Source organism: Sulfuricurvum sp. IAE1, from assembly GCF_004347735.1.
Classification (GTDB): domain Bacteria; phylum Campylobacterota; class Campylobacteria; order Campylobacterales; family Sulfurimonadaceae; genus Sulfuricurvum.
Map to the genome: position 1 here is coordinate 15,754 of NZ_SLTI01000052.1, position 17,712 is coordinate 33,465.

The following is a 17,712-nucleotide window of genomic DNA, read 5'->3' on the forward strand; positions in this document are numbered from 1 at the left end:
CACTCTCTAAGCTCAGAGAACCATTTTGATGTGGGGGTGGGCTTTGAGCGTCTCGTAAAAATAGGTTCTTTCGTCCTCGTTGTGCACGAGGAGTTCGAGATTCATGCTGATGTATTTGCCCCCGCGGCTCGTGTTCGATGGGGTCAGAGAATAGTTGCGTTCCCCCATGATTTCCAACGCGGCGATTTCGATTCCGGCCCGTTCGTGCGCAACGATTTTATAGAGCCAGTTGCAGGGGTATTCGAGCTCAAGCTTTTGAGTCGATTCGTTGATAATTACCACTTTTGCCTCCTGATTTGGTTTCGAGTTGAACGGGGCCGATCACCATCGACTTGTCGATCGCTTTGAGCATATCGTAGATGGTCAGCAGTCCGATGCTGGTCCCGGTAAGGGCTTCCATCTCCACCCCGGTCTGGCCGCTAAGCTTGGCCGTGACGCTCAGACGGAATCCCGGAAGGTCGGGGAGCTCTTCGATGTCGCAGTTGACGCCGCTGAGGTTGAGCGGATGGCACATCGGGATCAGGTCGGAGGTTTTTTTCGTCCCCATGATCGCCGCGATAACCGCCGTCTGAATGACCGGCCCCTTTTTGGCCGTCTGGTTGACGACGGCGTCGAAGGCCTCGCGGCTCATCGTGATGAGGCCGCTGGCAACCGCGACTCGGAATGTCGTATTTTTATCCGAAACATCGACCATTTTAGGACGGTCACGTTCGTCAAGATGGGTAAGTTGCATGGTTTCTCTTTATCGTAGCGTATTTCTAATTATAGCCAAGAGTGGTAAATCCGAAACTGATGAAAAAATAATCATATCGATGATTAAAATTGGGTTATAGTTTTAGCATGAGATTTCGGTGGGGCTAACGATAGCACGTAATTCCGAAACCCTCATACCTCCTTCTTCAAGATTCAGCGCTTTGCCTCTGTGCGCGGAGGCAATTCGTACGCTTTTAACCGACATCCTTACCGACAGGGGAAAACAATGCAAGATTTGGTACGAAGTTATTCGGCAAATGCCCCGTTGTTCGAAAAATTTATTGTAACCACACTGGGAAAAGTGAGCCTCAAAAAATTCGACGTACAGCTGGCGCAGCGCCTTTTTAAAACCTTTCCGAGCCTGGAGCTGATTTACAAATGCGACGAGGGGTTTGTCCAGAACTCCCCCAACATTTATGCCGACCGGGAAGATCATCGCGAGATCGGGGCCGATCGCGGCTATCTGGTCAATGAAACCGCCCTTGAGAAGGGATATTATGTGAGTGAACCTTACATCTCTTCGGCAACGGGAGTGCTGTGCGTGACGGTCGTGTATGCCGTCGGGGACGGTTACCTTTTCCTCGATTTCCGGGTACGTAAGCTGCTGGAGCGATTCGACCTGATCGAAAAAAACGATGTGTTCAAACGGATCAACCGTACCTCCTATGCGGTCATCGGCGGCGGACTCCTCTTTTTCGGGGTATTTGTCGTATTGTACGGGTTTTACACGTTCGGGGGATACCTGGTCGGGGCGGAGCCGCTCTCGATGGATACGGTATTCAAACCGATTATCGCCCTGACGCTGGGGCTGGCCGTGTACGATCTGGGAAAAACGATTTTCGAGCAGGAAGTCTTGCCGCGCACCCAGCGTCTGAGCGATGCGTTCAATGCCAAAACGCTGCTGAACTTTTCGGTGTCGATCATCATTGCGCTGCTGATCGAAGCGCTGTTGGTCGTCTTTAAAATCGCGATCCATGACTACAAGGACCTTCCGTACGCGTCGACGCTCATCGCCGCACTGGCGTTTTTGCTGCTGGTGTTTGCGATTTTTATTTATCTGGTGCGCAAAAGCGAGAAAGCGCCCGGTGATATTCGTGAGGATGGTTGAGGTTCGCGAACGCTTCTTCGTCTTCAAAAGGGACGTAGAGGGTGTTGGAGGCGGCGAGGAGTTTTCCCAGCCGATGGTCCCCTTCGTGGAGCATCCGCTCCATCTCCTCCAGCAGGCTCCGACGGTAAATCCCGCACAGCGGATGGGTCCCTGAAGCGGTTTTGGCGATGATTGCGTCGCATTCGCCGTTATCGGCAGCGATGAGCGTTTCGAAAACGGACGCATCGACAAAGGGGGTATCGACGCTGAGCGCCATGATCCGCTCGTCCTTTAGGGAACGGAACGCACTGACGAATCCTGCCGTCGGGGCAAAATCGGCCCCTTCGGGATCAAGCAGGACCGGTGCGTCGAAGCCGAATTTTTCGGGATCTTTGGACGAGAGGTAGACCCGCTCGAAGAGGCAAAGCAGACGCCGGTACTGGTATTCGGCAAGGGTGGAAAACCCACCGAAGGGGAGGAGCGATTTATCCTCCCCCATGCGGGAGCTTTTGCCGCCCGCGAACAAAACGCATGGGAGATCGGATATCATTCCGCCAACGCCGTCTGAACGAGCTTGGCCATTCCCGGAGTGGTCCCCGTTTGGATGTATTCGAGGATCAGCGGAGTGAACTTGGCGATCAGGGAGGGGTCCATCCCCAGTGCGCTGAATTTGGAGGCGACGCTGCCGCTTCCGACGGCGGGTGCGGCCGAGACGATCGCCGCCAGCGGCGGAAGCTGTTTGGTCAACGCAGCGTAATCGGTCGGTTTCATCGTACTTTTGGCATCATTGAGGATCGCCGCCGCCCCGCCGACCGCCTGGGTGGGGGTGACGCCCAGCGTCGTCGTGATGTTTTTGATCAGCGGGTTGGAGGCCAGCGATGCGTCGACGACGGGTGCGGCGCTCTGGGCGACGGGGGCGACGCTTTGGATAAGGCCTCCGAAGTCGATGGCCTGGGCCTGTGAGGCGATAAGGGTCAGTGCGGTTAAGGGATGGATGAGGTTGCGCATGATGAGGGCTCCTTCATGAGTGATGGAGCCATTATAGCAGATACGTTTAGAGGATGGTGGCAGGATCGGTGATGTACCCCGTGATCGCCGATGCGGCGGCGACGGCCGAGTTGGCGAGGTAAACTTTCGAGCTGCGTGCTCCCATCCGTCCGACGAAGTTGCGGTTGGTGGTCGCGATGGCGACTTCGTTGTCGCCCAGGATACCCATGTATCCCCCCAGACACGCACCGCACGTCGGGTTCGATACGACGCCGCCCGCATCGACGATGATGTCGATGTAGCCCAGCTTTGTCGCTTCGCGCAGGATCCGCTGCGTCCCCGGGGTGACGATGAGGCGTACGTCGGGGTGTACCCGTTTGCCTTTGAGGATTTCGGCGGCGATTTTGAGGTCGCTGAGGCGGCCGTTGGTGCAGCTTCCGATAAAGGCCTGATCGACTTTGATATGGTCGCTGACCGCCTGGCTGAGGCTGTGCCCGTTGGATGGCAGGAACGGGTAGGCGATGACCGGCTCGAGAGCGCCTACGTCGATTTCGAGTACCTGCACGTACGTTGCGTCGGCGTCGGAGTAGTGGATTTTCGGTTCGCGCGCCAGAGGTTTGTCGGCGAGGAACTCGGCCGTGATCTCGTCGTAGGCGACGATGCCGCTTTTGGCACCCGCTTCGATGGCCATGTTACACATCGAAAAGCGGTCGTCCATGCTGAGATACTGAATGGTATCGCCGACAAATTCGAGGGTGCGGTAGAGGGCCCCGTCGACGCCGATCATGCGGATGACTTCTAGGATGATGTCTTTCCCGGTCGTGTATTTCCCCGGTTTTCCGCTGAGGACGACTTTGATCGATTCGGGGACTTTGAACCAGTTGCCCCCCGTGACCATCGCGAATGCGAGGTCGGTTGACCCCATTCCCGTCGAGAAAGCCCCCAGTGCCCCGTGAGTACAGGTGTGCGAATCGGCGCCGATGATGACGTCTCCCGGGACTACCAGCCCTTTTTCGGGAAGGAGGGCATGTTCGATCCCCATATCTTTTTCGTCGAAAAAGTGCTTCATGGCGTGTTTTTTGGCAAAATCACGGCTGACGCGGGCCTGATTGGCCGATGCGATGTCTTTGGCGGGGATGAAGTGATCGAGGACGATCGAAAAACCCTCGGGATTGGCGAGTTTGGTCGCCCCCGCATCTTCGAACGCTTTGATCGAGATGGGGGTTGTGATGTCGTTCCCGATGACCATGTCGATCGGCGAACGGACGATTTCACCCGCATAAACGGGGTGTCCGACGTGTTCGGAAAATATTTTTTCGGTAATAGTCTGACCCATAATCAAGAACCTTTTCAAGGGGCTAAATAATGGGGGCGATTATACCACAGCGACCCTTAGCGTTTGGCGGGGAGGGGTTTCTTGGATGATGCCGGGGGAACGTTTTTGGTCCCGCAGTTTGCCGGCGAGCGAACATCGCATCCTGCCGCATACCCGCTGCTGCCGCATCCCCCCTTCATCGGGAGGACGTACTGCATGTGATGCTGATACATTCCCATCAATCGGGGAAACTCTTTTTTCTGCGCGTCGTTGAGGACCAGATAGATCGTTTCAAAGAGATCGATCTGCGCCTGGAGCGCTTTGGCGCTGGGGGAGTAGGCGATGTAGGCCGCAGGGTTGAAATGCCCCCCTACAAACGCTTCTTCGGGTACTTTTGGGGAAAGGGTGCGCATCTCTTTGCGGTAAAGGCGCAAAGCGGTCTGGATATCGGAATTTTCTTCAAGTCCCAGTTCGTTGACTGCATAGGTTACGGTTTCGACGAGAGGGATGGCCCCTTTGGCGCACCCTGACCCGCATCCTGAGGGGTTGGCGCATGCCAGAGCCGCCGCCGTGAAGAATCCGAACGTCATTATGATCCATCGCATGGTAATCTCCTTGCTGAAGTTGGCAACAATGATACCTCCGATAATAATAAGAAAATCTAAAGATCGGGATATAGTTGGACGGGTTAACGATCATCCGTTCTTTAATCGGAATTCGAGTATCAGATCGATTTCCATCGGCATCGAACTTACAAGGTTTTTGGGGATGTCGATTCCTGAAGCCGAGGCGACGGCGGCTTTGACCGCATTGTGGAAAACGGCTTCCCCGCTGAGGATGGTGATCGCTCCGAGGGTTCCGTTGCCGTTGAGGCTGAAGCGTACCCCTACTTCCCCTTCCATACCGCGGCGGCGTGCCGAAGAGGGGTAGCGGAGGTTGCTTTGAATCGCGGAGCGCAAAGAGGAGAGAAAAGCCCGTTTTTCCACCGTATTGTCGGGCTTGGCCTGGGGGGCTTGTGCCGTCGGCACGGCCGGGGCGCTCTGGACGACATCGGAAGGTTTCGGGAGTGCCGCGGGTGTCGAAGGGGCGGACACCGGCGTTGGCGCGACCGCCGGGGCGGGAGATTGCGCGGAAGGTTTCAGCGTTGAGGGGCTCGTAGACGGCCGGACGGGAGGCAAAGCCGGTACCCGCTCAGCGCTTCGTTGAGCCTTTGGGGATGAAACCATCGGCGGCAATGGAACGGCGATACGCTGTTCCACGGGCTGGAACGACATGATCTTGAGCGGTATCTTGGTCGTTTCCGCGGGAGGGGTCGTCCGGGAGAGGACCCAGAAAGCCAGGGAACCCATCAGGGCATGAAAGGCGAGTGAGAGGGCAAAGGATTTGCGGGCGTACGTCATAGGTGTAACCATCCGTTGAATATAGCGATCCCTACCGCGCCCAGAAGAACGGGCGCCGCATGATGCAAAAAGCGGCGATACGTACCTAAATGCTCCAGGCTTTCCCGGAGAATTTTGGTCAGCACAAGGGAAAAAAACAAAAACCACAGGACGGTGGCCCCAAAAGCGAACGCCAGCCCGTACGCCAGGGCGGCGTACCAGGTGGTTGCGGCGGCGGAGAGGGTCATCATCGTGACCACCGGAGCGCAGATTGACATCGACAGCAGTGCCCCGCTCAGGAAGAGCGAAAAAACGTTGTCGGATGGGGCCGAAGGGGCGTTACAGCATCGCTGCGCGCGCCGCGCGTCCATCCACAACCGAAACGCCAGCACCATCGTGACGCTCCCCAGAAGGTATCCCATCAAGACGGTGTCGCGGAGGAGTGATTTGATAAAAACTGATCCCGCATACGCAGCCATCGCCAGGGTCACGTAGCCGCTGATGCGCCCCACCATGAGGGGAAGGAGTGCCCGAAGGCTTTGTGACCTGGTAGCCCCGTTGGCCAGCAGGATGGGGGAGACGATCGGCATGCACGAGAGCATGCATGCGGTCGCTCCGTAGGAGAGGGCGATCAGAAAAAGGGAGACGAGCGATAACGGTTCCACCCTTTATCCCTTCCACCATTTATCGATCTTGACCCGTTTTTTAAACGACTCTTTGGACGAGGTGAGGATCGTGGCAGGACCGTATTTGAAGCTCATGACCCCATCGTGCGGACAGAATTCGACGCATCGCCCGCAAAGGGTGCAGTCGGTGTGGGTAATGTCGCGATTCCGCGCCGGTGCGCCGATCTCGTAAATATCCATCGGACACGCTTTGACGCAGTTCGAACACCCTTCGCAGTGGGATGAACCGTTTTTGACGAGGCGCAGCAGGCCGATTTTTTTGAACAGGGTCTGCATCGGCAGGATCGGGCAGATGCGGCAAAACGGCTGCCGTACGAAAAGAGCGAGGGCCACCATCAGGCCGAACAGCAGATCGGCAATAAGCGAGAGGGCAAAGTACCCCCACCCCGCCTGAGAGATGTAAACCTGGCTCATATCGCCCACCGCCAGGGTCGTCATAATACGGCTTGGACAGATGGAACAAAACGGCGATCCCCACTCATGCCCCAGCAAACCGATCCCCGTCAGCAGCGGGAAAATGAGTACCAGAAAGAGAAAAATAAACCATTTGACCGGGCGGATTTTGTTTACCGTACCGGCCGAGAGGGAGGGGAGCTGTTTCATCCCCAGCTTCGTCCCGATCATCCCGACGCTCTCCTGAAAGAATCCCAAAGGGCAGAGCCATCCGCAGAACGCTTTGTTGAGGATCAGGATCAAAAGGGCAACGGTACCGACGGTGATCGCGGTTCCCATCAGTGCTTGCATGATGCCCGCATGTTCGGTAAAGAGGGTCGAGACGCGGTGGTCCATCTGGTGTTGCAGCGGGATGAGGGCGCAATAGTCGCCCCCCTTCATGTCGTAGGCGCACGAGAGGGCCGGAAGGGCCTGGGTGAGTTTATCGTCGGTGTAAAACGTGGTGAAAACGGTTGCCCCGTAGACGAAAAAGAAAAAGGCGGTGAGCTGTACGACACGGCGTAGTGCCGTTACGGTCAGAAATTTATCCATTGTGTCCCCCTTTGCGGCTGCGTCGATAGAAGAACAGCCCCGCTAAAAATCCCGTCGCCGCCGCAGCGGTACCCCATTCGAGCGATTGCCAGTGGTTGTTCGGGTTGGGCGAGTAGGGCATCGAGAAGGTGGTGACGTAACGGATACCCCCCTCTTCATGGCGCAGGGTCAAAAGAAATTCGGAAGGTTTGTTGCCGCGGCCCGGTTTTACATTCTCAAAATCATCGGGAAGGGTCACTTCCGCCGTGCCGTCCGATCCGCTCTCATAGGTTTTTGCGCCGCTTCGGCTGGTTTCCAGAACCAGAGGGGTGTTTGGCAGGGGCTTACCTTTGAACAGTGCGACAAATCGGTACGTTTTGGAACCCGTGTAGCGGTCGTGTTCGCGATGCAGGGGATCGGGGACGATTTCGAGGACGGTTTTGGGAAGGGCCGTGAGCTTGGTCGGAGAGACTTTGGCGGGGCGGCCGAAGAGCGACAGGTACCGGATAGCGCCGTAAACGTTGCCGCTGACGTTGCTTTCCGCCACCATCGCATAATATCCCCCTAATTTGGGTGCGGGGAGCATCACCGTATTTTGGTTGAAGCGGAGTTCTTTGAGCGAGAGGTCGGGAAGTACGAGCCGGGCGGTCGCATTCCCTTCGAGGTTCATCGCCGCGAACATGGCGCTCTCCCCTTTTCCGTGTCCGCCGTGGGCTGCGGCGGCCGCTTTGCCCGTATCGCATCCGTGGGGGGTCCAGTATAAGACCCCTTCGCCGTACCCCCAGAGGGAGGTTCCCAGTACAAGAGCGAGGAGAAGGTTTTTCATATCGGGTTCCTTAGAATTTGATGGAGAAGCCGGCGGTGTAGACGCGACCGGGGTTGACCGTGATCGAGAGGTCTTCGTAATCGAACACGTCGTTTTCGTCGCGGTCGCTGCTGGCTCTGGCGGTATTGAAATAGCGGTTGTCCATCAGGTTGTCGATGCGGGCAAACAGCGAGTATTCAACGTCAAAGGCTTTTGCTTTGTACTCGGCCAGCAGGTTGACCGCTTCCTGGCCGTCGATCCGGAGGCGGTTGAGATCGTCGGCATAGTAATCGGAGCGTTTGGTGTATTCGGCCGAAAGTTTGATATTGGCGTTGTGCTGGTAATCGAGGATGACGTTGAGGCTGTGTTTGGACGTTCGGGGGATCGTATTGCCCGTGACGTTGTAATAGGTCACTTCGCCGGTATCGACCCTGCCGTCGTTGTCGGCATCGAAATGGATGCCGAAGCGGTCGTAATCGGTGTATTTGGCGTCAAGGTAGGTGTAGGCGACGTTGCATGAAACCTTGTCCCCGAGTTTCGAGACGGCGGAGAGTTCGAATCCCTGGTGTTTCGCCCCCCCGATGTTATCCCACATGTCGGTGACGGTGCTGTCGACACTCCCGTAGTTTCCGGCCGTTTTCATGATGAAATCCTTGCGGTCGATGCGGAACAGCGAGGCTTCGTATTGGAGGCCGTTGTAGTTTCCGCGCACCCCCGCTTCGTAGTTTTTGGCGTGTTCGGGGCGGAGGTTGGGGTTGTTTTGGGTACTTCCGTAGGTGCTGACGTTTGCGGCGAAGAGCTGTGAAATCGTAGGCGCCCGAAACCCGGTGGAGTAGTTTGCGAAGACGCTGCTCTCTTTGCCCAGATCGTAGTTGCTCCCGATGCGGTAGGAGTAAACGTCGAACGATTTATCCAGCCGGTTGTTGCGGGAGTCGGTGTAGTCGAGTTTGATCGCGTCGTAACGGGCGTTGAACGTCGCGCTGAGCCGGTCGGTGAGGGCGTGTTTGTATTCGCCGTAGAGGGCGTAGACGTTTTCGTCGGTTTCGTTGTTGCTGTTTTCGTCTCCGGCCGATACGTAGGTATAGCTGGGGAAATATCCGACCCGTTGCGCGACGCGGTAGAGCACCTTGTTTTTGTAGTTGTTGTCGCGCAGGTCGATTCCAAGCAGGGTTGCGAAGGTCTGCGTCGCGGTCCGGAATTCCCCTTTGATACCCGTCTGCACCTGTTCGTAATAGTTGTCGTAAACGTAATCGTCGTCGGTGTAGGTTCCAGAAGCGCCGAGGGCGTTTTTCGTTTGGGGACTCGACCAGAAATAGGTGTCGTCGGTGTAGACGTAGCCGTTGACGAGGAGGTTGGTGTTGTCGGAAAAATCTTTCGAATAGGTGAGAAACAGCTTGAAGAGGTCGACGTCGTATTTTCGGGTATAGTCGCGACTGTCCATGTCGCCGGTGTAGATGCTTTGGGGATTGTTCAGCGCCTCGCTCAGGCCCCCGACGGTTCCGTGGGAATCTTTTTTACGTTTGGAAGCTTCGAGCCCGAACGTCAGGTCGCTCGTATCGTCGAGGTAGTACTGGAGTTTCCCGTTGACGTATTGGGCTTTGTAGTCGGAATCTTCATGGTAGCCGTCGGCTTTGCGCTCGCTTGCCTGGATATGGAAACTCAGATCGTCGTTCGCATACCCCGTACGGGCGACGAGTTTCTGGTAACCGAAGCTTCCCCGCTCGATGGCTCCGAAGTTGTGGTTGTATTTGGCCCCCCGTTTGGTGGTGATGATAACGGCTCCGGAAAGGGCGTCGTCACCGAAGAGATAGGAAGCTCCCCCTTTGATTACCTTGATCGATTCGATGTTGTCGAGGTCGATATTGACCGCCCCGGTCCGCTCGAACACCGGGACCCCGTCGATGACGACGGCAACGCCCGGTTTTTCACCCATATACACCTGGTTTTCGATACCGCGAATGTGGATTTTGAGGCTGTCGCCGGTTTTGACTTCGGTGGTGATGCCGGGGATCGCGTTAAGCACCTGCTGGATATTTTCGACGTGAGAGTCGTCCACTTTCTGCCCGTCGATCGTTGAGGTGGAGGAGGCTTCCGTCCGCGACGAGTGAAAACGGTCGTCGATCGTCGTCGAGTCGATACCGATAATGCCGAGGTTTTCGGCAGCCAGGCATGAGCCTGCAAGCAGGGAAGAAAGAATAACGCTGTGGGAAATGTTGGCCATCACCGCTCCTGTTCGGAAATAAAAGTGGGTGATTATGAAGGAATAGTGTTACATTTGTGTTAATTGCACGAATCAAGAAATAATTAATATTTTAAAAAAGTGAGAGTGTGGGCAGGGCGTAAGCGCCGAAGGGTGGAGTATAATGGCGTCTAAAAACGGGGGCCACCATGACTACCGTCTGGCATAACCCAAAATGTTCCAAATCGCGCGAAGCGATCAAACTCCTCGAAGAGAAAGGGGCCGATTTCGGCGTCGTGAAATATCTGGAAGAGACGCCTGGCCGCGAGGAGATCGAATCGTTGCTGAAGAAACTGGGTATTTCGGCGCGGGAACTGATGCGCACCAAAGAGGACAGGGATGACATGCTTGTTGCATAGTGACATACTATGACATAAAAAATATAGACACGATAGAATAGTTACATCTTTATCAAGGAGTAACTATGGCATTGAACGGCACGGTCCACTTTTATACACCTACTACTATCCCTACCGAAGACTCTTTCGAGATACAAACTGAGAAGCTAAAAGAAGAAAATGACATCTGTATCTATTATGGTCGAGATGGGATTTCGCCTGATGATCCTGACTATGGACTTGGTATTTCAAAATTTCACAACTTCCCGTTTGTAGTGAATGAAGACGGTTCGTTGTGGAAAGACGCGACATTATATTTGATTTGGAAGATCAAACATCGTGAAGAGATAACACCTAAGCGGTTGCAACAGATTGCGGATTATCTTCAAGATTTTCTTCGCTTCTGTGAGATGACCGAAAATAATGAGGAAGCAGCAGCTGAACAAGACGGAAGGGAAATCCCGGAAGCAAGACGTTTCCACTATTTGAACGCACCCATAAAGTCACGCCGTCCTAATGTCATGTACGGACAGTATCTTTTAAAGATCAAGGCAAAGCAGTGGGGCCCGAAGATGAAGGCTGTTTCTGGTTTCTACCAATACCTAATTGAAGTAAGAAAGATTTCCTTCCCTGTCGATATGCTTGAACGTAGCATGTCAAGTAAGATTATTGCAACCGCTAACGGGGGTGGCTACATCATGGAAATTGGTTATAACCGAGTTGACCAGGAAGCCAAAACACAGAATCAGGATGACGGACACATTCGTGATGGTGAGAAGATGCGGCCTATGAGCATTGCCGAACAGATCATCTTTGAAAAGGCCATGCTCAAGTTTACACATGAAGAACTGGTACTTGGGTCGATGATCGCTATTACTTCGATGGCCAGAAAGCAGACAGTTTATACGCTCAGGCTTAAACACTTTATTAGCAATCTCCCTGCTGGTTACGACCCTATGACGTTGCGGCATTGGCGGCAGAACAACCTTTCTAAAATCGATCTAAAAGGCACACATGATATTCATGTTGGTGACGGTACAGGTGCAGACACGAAGAATGGTAAGCGGATGAAAATTACAATAGATAACTGGCTCCGGCTTGTCATCATAGAATACATCATATCACCACGTGCAGTGAAATACCGCAACTATGCCCTTTCACAAAATAGTGATCTTGATCAGTATCTGTTTTTAACCTACGATAAGAAGACAATGGAGAGTACGCCGTACTACCACGCCAATGATGATATCAATCTTCCAAACTGGCTTGATCAAGGGAAGCCGAAAAAGACTGGAAACGGAATTGATCAGGCCATGAAGCGGTTCCGTGACGGGCCACTGGCACAAGAGTGTACTGACAGGCAACTGTTCCCTGTCCGCTTCCATGACCTCAGAGCAAGTGGAGCAATGCGCTTTATTGATCGTAACGAATCGTTCGTCGATGGCGGTGAGACCACGTGGTCAGCTGTCCTTATCAAACTCTCAAAGTTGATGGGGCATGACAGCATCGCTACCACCCAGATGTATCTCGACTTCAAGCAACATTACGAACAAAAGCTGCCTCAGTTGCAGTTTGAATTCGAAGAATACAGATACGCAGAGATTCAAAAACGTATCCTTAGAGATCGGGTTAGTAAATGAGTGTTACAGAGGAGTTGACAGTGACAAAAACTGTTAGACGGGCAAGCAATAGGGGGTTCATCACTGTCTTATACGATCACGCCGAACTTCAAGCATCGTTTGAGAGTACGCTTGAAGCATTGCGCAATAATGGCGAGGAGCCTATGAAAATAAAACTTGAAAAAGCTGCTGGCGTCACCAATGGTTACCTGCAAGCAACCGCCAAAAAACACTTTTGGGCCCAAAAGATACTTACAGAATACAAATCACTACGTCGCGAATGGGAAGATAATGGCGGCGCGGAGTATAAGAGGATGAAAAAGATCCTGAACGAGATGGTCAAAAATGGCGAAAAGCCGGGTTTAAGTGTAATCGGTGAGAAAGCTGGGAGAAGTTCAGTTTATCTTTTGCCCAGGGAAAAACGCCAATTATACCCTTGGAAAATGAAATTATTTGAAGAGATTAGGGAAGCGCAAAAAGTGTTTGATAAACCAGTGCTGGAGATACCCAAAGGTTATGTGTGTTTGTCACATCAATGTCAATCGTTGAACACACTTGTAAAAGAGATGGAATTTGGGGATGCGGAGATCACCAGCTATAAAAATGCTGCTGTTAAATTTATAAATGGCAAAGAAGTGCACTTTGGATCGTGGCTGTATCAAAGATGGTTCCGATTTAGTGAAGGAACAAAAGGGGTTTTGACCTATGTGGATCCAAGCAGTTTTGATATACAGCGTACTTTTTTAGTCAGAGGAGCAATCTTAGCACTTAATGCAACAACTGAAAAATCACAAGGTATGCGCGCGAAAGATATTGAAAAGTACATCAACTGGCTTAACCGGACCGGAAATATGACGCCTAAGAATGCAAAAGAGGCCGAAGAAAGTTATCGGGGATTCTCTTTGTATTTGCACCAAGTGGTTAAAGGGCATGATCCTAGAAGAAAAAATCAGACTATTGATATTGACCACTTTGGTCGCAAACATGCGGGAAAAATCCAAGCCAGTGTGTGTTTAATGCTTGCGGAAGCTTTCACCAACGGAAACGCAGGAAAAATTCAAGGAATGACTGGATATGTCGAGGGTGGTTGGCAAAATGAGGATGAAGCCGTTATAGATATTGGTGCACTAGGTGATGCGCTGAGCTACTATTACCAGTTTTTCGAGCAGGTTACCAACTTTTTGCTCGAACACAAGCCTTATCCCTGCGCTATTAAGCTACTGGAGCATGATGCGATATTGGTTCCACAAATACCTGCATATCCCCAAATTATGACCCCTTTCAATGGAACTAATAGATTCGACTGGCGTATATATTTCGATCCGGATGTACTTGATCTCAGGAATGAGGCTGGAGTAAAAGCAGTAGTGATGAGGAGTGAAGTATATCAACGTAAGAGTCCTGCAAAGCAAGCATTAATGTTGAACGGAGCTGCCGACACTCTCAATACTTTTTGTGCAGCCATTCTTAAAGCAAACAGCGACTATTCTCATAATACTCGCTTATCTCTTGGCGTTCTAGCTATGCAAGCTTATTTTATGGTGATGATGGACATCACAGGGTTAAATGATGTGACGCTCGCAACCATGCCGTGGAGTGATGAGAATGACCTGTTTGAAGAGGATAACGGGGACAGTGTCAAGTTAAGAAACATCAAGCACCGAGCAGGGGGTAAAGTCGTCGAGTTTTCGATACAGCGGAAATTCAAGCCGAGCTTTATTACTTTCTTGAAGCTTCGCCGCTATGTCCTTGATGGGAATAGCTGCGATACCCTCTATTTTACAGGCACAGGCAAGAATATCAAACTTACTGGATCGTACCAGAATGGGGGATTTGGAGTTCGTGCCTATAAAGAATTCCAAAGATACTATCCTGATTTGAATTATTTCGGTTCACGAAAACTTCGTCGGTTCAAGAAACAGTGGATCATGAAAGAAACTAATGGGCGGACTTATCTTGCCGCAAAACTGCTGCAGCATACCGAATCAATCAGTCAGAGCAATTATCCTGCTCAGCCCAAAGGAGAGAGTCAAAAGATGATGGCTAATTATTTCGATTATCAGCATAGCCTCACCATGGAGGTAGACGATAGCGAGATGATAAGTTCAGGGGCTTGCAAAAACCATAAGCAACCTGAAGCACAGGTTGAAAAGGCCCCAATCAAACCTGATTGCAATAAAAAGATGACTTGTCTATTCTGTAAACACTATCGCTTGATGCCTATCAAACAGGAGATACACAAGGTATTGTCAATGAAGTATGTCATAAAAGAGTTCTCTAAACTACATGCGTGGTCACAAGTGCATTTCGATACGGTGACCGAACCTATACTTGATCGCATCGAGTTGCTGCTTGAAGCGTTGAAAATCAAGTATCCAGAGACTTCTGGCATTATTGAAGACCTACGAAAAGAGGTAGACAAACAAAACCTTACGAGCTATTGGCAGGGAGTACATGAACGAAACTGGGAGGCAGTATGGTAGAAGTATTCACGATCACAGAGGATATGCCATATCCACCGCAGGGTTGGAAATATGATGAGCATAGCACAAATGAAGCATACATAGATCCAGAGACAGTCATTTCTTACGATCAGGAAACTGGGAAACCTCATTCGCGATACAAGGACGACATCTGGCGGCTTACATGGTCTCTTAGTCGTAAAAAGCACAAGCAAATCTCGTTTGCCGGGATCAAAAATCAGCAAGACAAGACACTAATCAAGCGCTTGATGTTCATTATTATGCAGCTTGGAAAAGGCAAAAATGGTAGTATCAAGTCTCCTATCTCTTTGAAATCAATTTACCTAGACGCGATACTTTCGATGTACCGATTTGCAACACAGCATGACATATCCATAGAAGTGTTGCTGAGTAATCCGCAAGCGATGAGACGCTATATCACAACTGAGATCAAATTGAAAAAATACCGTTCTGGATTGACCATTGGTCTTATCAATTTTCTATCGAGACTACAGCAGCAAAAATGGTTTGGTATAGTCTATAAATACGACAGTGAGCATCTGCGGGTACTTGCCATGTACTATAGGGAGTACGTAGATTCACAAGAACAGAGCGAATGCATACCCCCACGGATACTCCGAAATGCTCAACGGATGCGCTGGGAGCATGTTGATGTCGTATGGAAGGTGCGTACCAAACTGGCCGCCATGATTGATCGGCTAATGATAGAGCCGCTTCAATATGCGGCTAGTAGTACTACGGCTGGGAGTATTGCACGTAAACGAGGTGTTTCAAGGCCAAATCCGTATATTTTATTTGGTGAGCTGGCTAACGAACTAAGCTTGGATTCGTTCTGTGATATCTATGGGATCAACGGCAGAAAATCATTAGTGGGTTATTTGAGCGCTCTCTCTAAGACCTGCCGTCATTTGATTTATGGTTATACAGGGATGCGGAACGATGAAGGATGTTCCTTGTGGATTGGATGTTATCATGAAAAAGGAGCGGGATCGGCCCCAGTAATCAACGGAATTGAAAGCAAGAACGGGATCCCAATCATTCATTCCTTTGTGACAATTAAGGAAATCAAAAAGGTCATTGATTTGCAAACAGCCATTGCTAAGGTCATAGCCAAACATTCCCATCCAGGAAACAAAGAGCTTCCGCTGTTATTTAATCCTGGATGGATTTCAGGAGGGCGTGCGATGCACATGGAAGTGAACACACAACTGGACAGAGGTAATGAGTTGCCTTTGGATGAATCACAGCTTATTATCACGGAAGAGGATGTTGAGAAAACTCTGAAAGCCACAGAACCAGATCGTGACTGGGACAATGACCCTCATTATCAAGTGGGGATGGTCTGGAGGTTCAATTGGCATCAGTATCGTCGATCAGTTGCGGTTTATTCACTGCGTTCTGGACTGGTTAACATAACGGCGCTTGGTAATCAGTACCGACATTTATTCGAGGCAACTACTATACACTACGGCAACGGCCATTATGTAGCACAGCCACTAGAAGGGACAGATTCCAAGTATCATGTCAGCTATGAAGCAGAACGTCTGCGTGACGAACATCATGCACGTGCACTATGGCGTGATATGCTGATAAACCTTGACCGTCACCAAAGCGGTTTCGCACCTACGGATAGAGATGTTACACCAGTGGAGCCATCTGAGCAGATTGAGGATATTGACGGGTTGCAGACTGTAGCTGCCAAAATGAAAAGAGGAGAGATCGGTCATACGAATACGGCCATCGGTTCATGTAAATCGCTTACGCCGTGTGACGGTCATATGATGCTGATATGGAAACCATGCCTTGAATGCCCTGAAAAAGTGCCAAATATAAATAAGGTTGATCATCTTATAGACGTACAGGGGCGGTTTGTGGAAAAGGTTGCACTGGATATGCCAGGTAGTATAGAGCTTCGTGATCAGCAAGAGGACTTGGAAGCGCTGAAAGAGTTTCGAAAAACATTAGGAGGAGAAAATGAACAGGATTGATAGATATCTGGAAGGTATCAAAAAAGTGCCTAAGGGTAAGAAGATTAATAAGAGAACTGTCAGCGAAGCTATGGGTATAGACCCAAATTTACTAAACCCATCAAGGGATGATAAATATCTGACTAACCCCGCAATACGGGGTATGATTGAAGATGCTGAAGCTGAGCGCCTGAAAAAGGATAAGAAAGCTGATAAATTGATCGAAGAAACTCGGATAAAAAATAAATTCAAAGATGAGCGTGACGATTTTAAAAACAAACTTGAAAAAGCTTATGCGCGAGAAGTGATGCTTATCAATCGCATACATGAATTGGAAACAGAACTGGCTCAATATAAGAACGAAAATGGGTTGAAATTGGTGTCAAAAAGAAGATAAATGAACAGTCGAAATAAAATAGTCGGTAAAATTGCATCACTTTTCAGTGGAGAATAAAATGGCAATAAAAATATGGCATAACAATCGTTGTAGTAAATCCCGTGAGGCTTTAAAACTATTAGAAGATCAAGGCAAGGAAATTGAAATCTACAACTATTTACAAGAATCCCCAAGCGTTGATGATATCAAGGACGTATTAAATAAACTTGGTATCAAGGCTAAAGATCTTATGCGAACGAAAGAGACCATCTTCAAAGAACTTGGTTTAGAGAATATTCAAGACGAACAAACCCTTATTAAAGCAATGGTTGATAATCCAAAGTTGATTGAGAGACCCATAATTATCACTGACACTAAGACAATAATCGGACGCCCGCCATCATTGGTTTTAGATCTCTAAATCATCAAGCGCAGTTTGTCCTATTGAACGTTAAAATCAGGTACTTTTGGTAAAATATAAACACTTTATGTGCCTGAAGGGATTCGATGTATCTTCTCAAAATATTGTGTGTTCTGTCTAAATCATCGATAGAGATAAAAGCATGAATGCAGTTGAGATAGAAGAAGCCGTATCTAACCTTGCAGAAGCACCATTCGAGGGAGTGTTAGAAATTTCGTGTCAGTCCGATAGAATTGTATATTCTAAAGGAAAGACAGATGAACGAGGTGTTCAATTTTAACGAGGCAGTGAAAG

The 17,712-nt window shown here is 50.6% G+C and carries 18 protein-coding genes; 7 read left to right on the plus strand and 11 right to left on the minus strand.

The window, feature by feature from the left end; translation table 11 throughout:
• Window positions 1–12: 12 nt before the first annotated feature.
• Both E0765_RS07635 and moaC read right to left on the minus strand, forming a co-directional pair.
• Entirely contained in the window at window positions 13–282 is a 270-nt protein-coding gene (locus tag E0765_RS07635) for a YbeD family protein (protein ID WP_132812640.1), read from the minus strand.
• A complete protein-coding gene (gene moaC / locus E0765_RS07640) occupies window positions 248–733 on the minus strand; it encodes a cyclic pyranopterin monophosphate synthase MoaC (protein WP_132812641.1) in 486 nt (161 codons plus the stop codon). The genes E0765_RS07635 and moaC overlap by 35 nt, the downstream gene beginning before the upstream one ends.
• A gap of 246 nt (window positions 734–979) precedes the next feature.
• On the opposite strand from moaC, the gene E0765_RS07645 reads away from it, so the two are divergent.
• Window positions 980–1,861: a hypothetical protein gene (locus E0765_RS07645; RefSeq protein ID WP_132812642.1), complete on the plus strand. Its 882-nt coding sequence runs from the start codon at window positions 980–982 to the stop codon at window positions 1,859–1,861.
• On the opposite strand, the gene mobA is transcribed toward E0765_RS07645, so the two are convergent.
• The 9 genes from mobA to E0765_RS07690 all read right to left on the minus strand — a co-directional run bounded on the left by mobA (window position 1,803) and on the right by E0765_RS07690 (window position 10,196).
• Window positions 1,803–2,390: a molybdenum cofactor guanylyltransferase MobA gene (mobA, locus tag E0765_RS07650; protein ID WP_255417884.1), complete on the minus strand. Its 588-nt coding sequence runs from the start codon at window positions 2,388–2,390 to the stop codon at window positions 1,803–1,805. The two genes, E0765_RS07645 and mobA, sit on opposite strands and share 59 nt — an antisense overlap.
• Window positions 2,387–2,848, minus strand: a complete 462-nt coding sequence (locus E0765_RS07655) for a DUF2780 domain-containing protein (RefSeq protein WP_132812643.1) — start codon at window positions 2,846–2,848, stop codon at window positions 2,387–2,389. Before E0765_RS07655 ends, mobA begins: the two co-directional genes overlap by 4 nt.
• A 46-nt stretch (window positions 2,849–2,894) precedes the next feature.
• Window positions 2,895–4,163 (minus strand): 3-isopropylmalate dehydratase large subunit, encoded by a 1,269-nt coding sequence (locus E0765_RS07660; protein WP_132812644.1) that lies wholly within the window; start codon window positions 4,161–4,163, stop codon window positions 2,895–2,897.
• 56 nt (window positions 4,164–4,219) lie between these two features.
• Entirely contained in the window at window positions 4,220–4,747 is a 528-nt protein-coding gene (locus tag E0765_RS07665; protein ID WP_132812645.1) for a hypothetical protein, read from the minus strand.
• A 90-nt stretch (window positions 4,748–4,837) separates the two neighbouring features.
• Window positions 4,838–5,542, minus strand: a complete 705-nt coding sequence (locus E0765_RS07670; protein WP_165921717.1) for a TonB family protein — start codon at window positions 5,540–5,542, stop codon at window positions 4,838–4,840.
• Window positions 5,539–6,186, minus strand: a complete 648-nt coding sequence (locus E0765_RS07675; protein WP_132812647.1) for a sulfite exporter TauE/SafE family protein — start codon at window positions 6,184–6,186, stop codon at window positions 5,539–5,541. Before E0765_RS07675 ends, E0765_RS07670 begins: the two co-directional genes overlap by 4 nt.
• A 3-nt stretch (window positions 6,187–6,189) precedes the next feature.
• Entirely contained in the window at window positions 6,190–7,191 is a 1,002-nt protein-coding gene (locus tag E0765_RS07680) for a 4Fe-4S binding protein (protein WP_132812648.1), read from the minus strand.
• Window positions 7,184–7,996 carry a hypothetical protein gene (locus E0765_RS07685; RefSeq protein ID WP_132812649.1) on the minus strand — a complete coding sequence of 271 codons (813 nt, stop codon included), beginning with the start codon at window positions 7,994–7,996 and terminating at the stop codon, window positions 7,184–7,186. The genes E0765_RS07680 and E0765_RS07685 overlap by 8 nt, the downstream gene beginning before the upstream one ends.
• Window positions 7,997–8,006: 10 nt before the next feature.
• Window positions 8,007–10,196, minus strand: coding sequence for a TonB-dependent receptor (locus E0765_RS07690; protein WP_132812650.1), 2,190 nt, complete (start codon window positions 10,194–10,196; stop codon window positions 8,007–8,009).
• Between the two features lie 167 nt (window positions 10,197–10,363).
• Between E0765_RS07690 and E0765_RS07695 the strand changes: the two genes are divergently transcribed.
• The 6 genes from E0765_RS07695 (at window position 10,364) to arsC (ending at window position 17,418) form a co-directional block, all read left to right on the plus strand.
• Window positions 10,364–10,573 (plus strand): hypothetical protein, encoded by a 210-nt coding sequence (locus E0765_RS07695; protein ID WP_188109931.1) that lies wholly within the window; start codon window positions 10,364–10,366, stop codon window positions 10,571–10,573.
• 65 nt (window positions 10,574–10,638) lie between these two features.
• The gene (locus E0765_RS07700) at window positions 10,639–12,192 is read left to right on the plus strand and encodes a site-specific integrase (protein WP_132812651.1); all 1,554 of its coding nucleotides are present in this window, start codon (window positions 10,639–10,641) and stop codon (window positions 12,190–12,192) included.
• Window positions 12,193–12,212: 20 nt separating this feature from the next.
• Window positions 12,213–14,654, plus strand: coding sequence for a hypothetical protein (locus E0765_RS07705; protein WP_132812652.1), 2,442 nt, complete (start codon window positions 12,213–12,215; stop codon window positions 14,652–14,654).
• Entirely contained in the window at window positions 14,648–16,642 is a 1,995-nt protein-coding gene (locus E0765_RS07710) for a hypothetical protein (RefSeq protein WP_132812653.1), read from the plus strand. Before E0765_RS07705 ends, E0765_RS07710 begins: the two co-directional genes overlap by 7 nt.
• Complete coding sequence (locus tag E0765_RS07715; protein ID WP_132812654.1) at window positions 16,629–17,018, plus strand: hypothetical protein; 390 nt, start codon at window positions 16,629–16,631, stop codon at window positions 17,016–17,018. Before E0765_RS07710 ends, E0765_RS07715 begins: the two co-directional genes overlap by 14 nt.
• Before the next feature lie 58 nt (window positions 17,019–17,076).
• The gene (gene arsC, locus E0765_RS07720) at window positions 17,077–17,418 is read left to right on the plus strand and encodes an arsenate reductase (glutaredoxin) (protein ID WP_132812655.1); all 342 of its coding nucleotides are present in this window, start codon (window positions 17,077–17,079) and stop codon (window positions 17,416–17,418) included.
• Window positions 17,419–17,712: the final 294 nt, after the last annotated feature.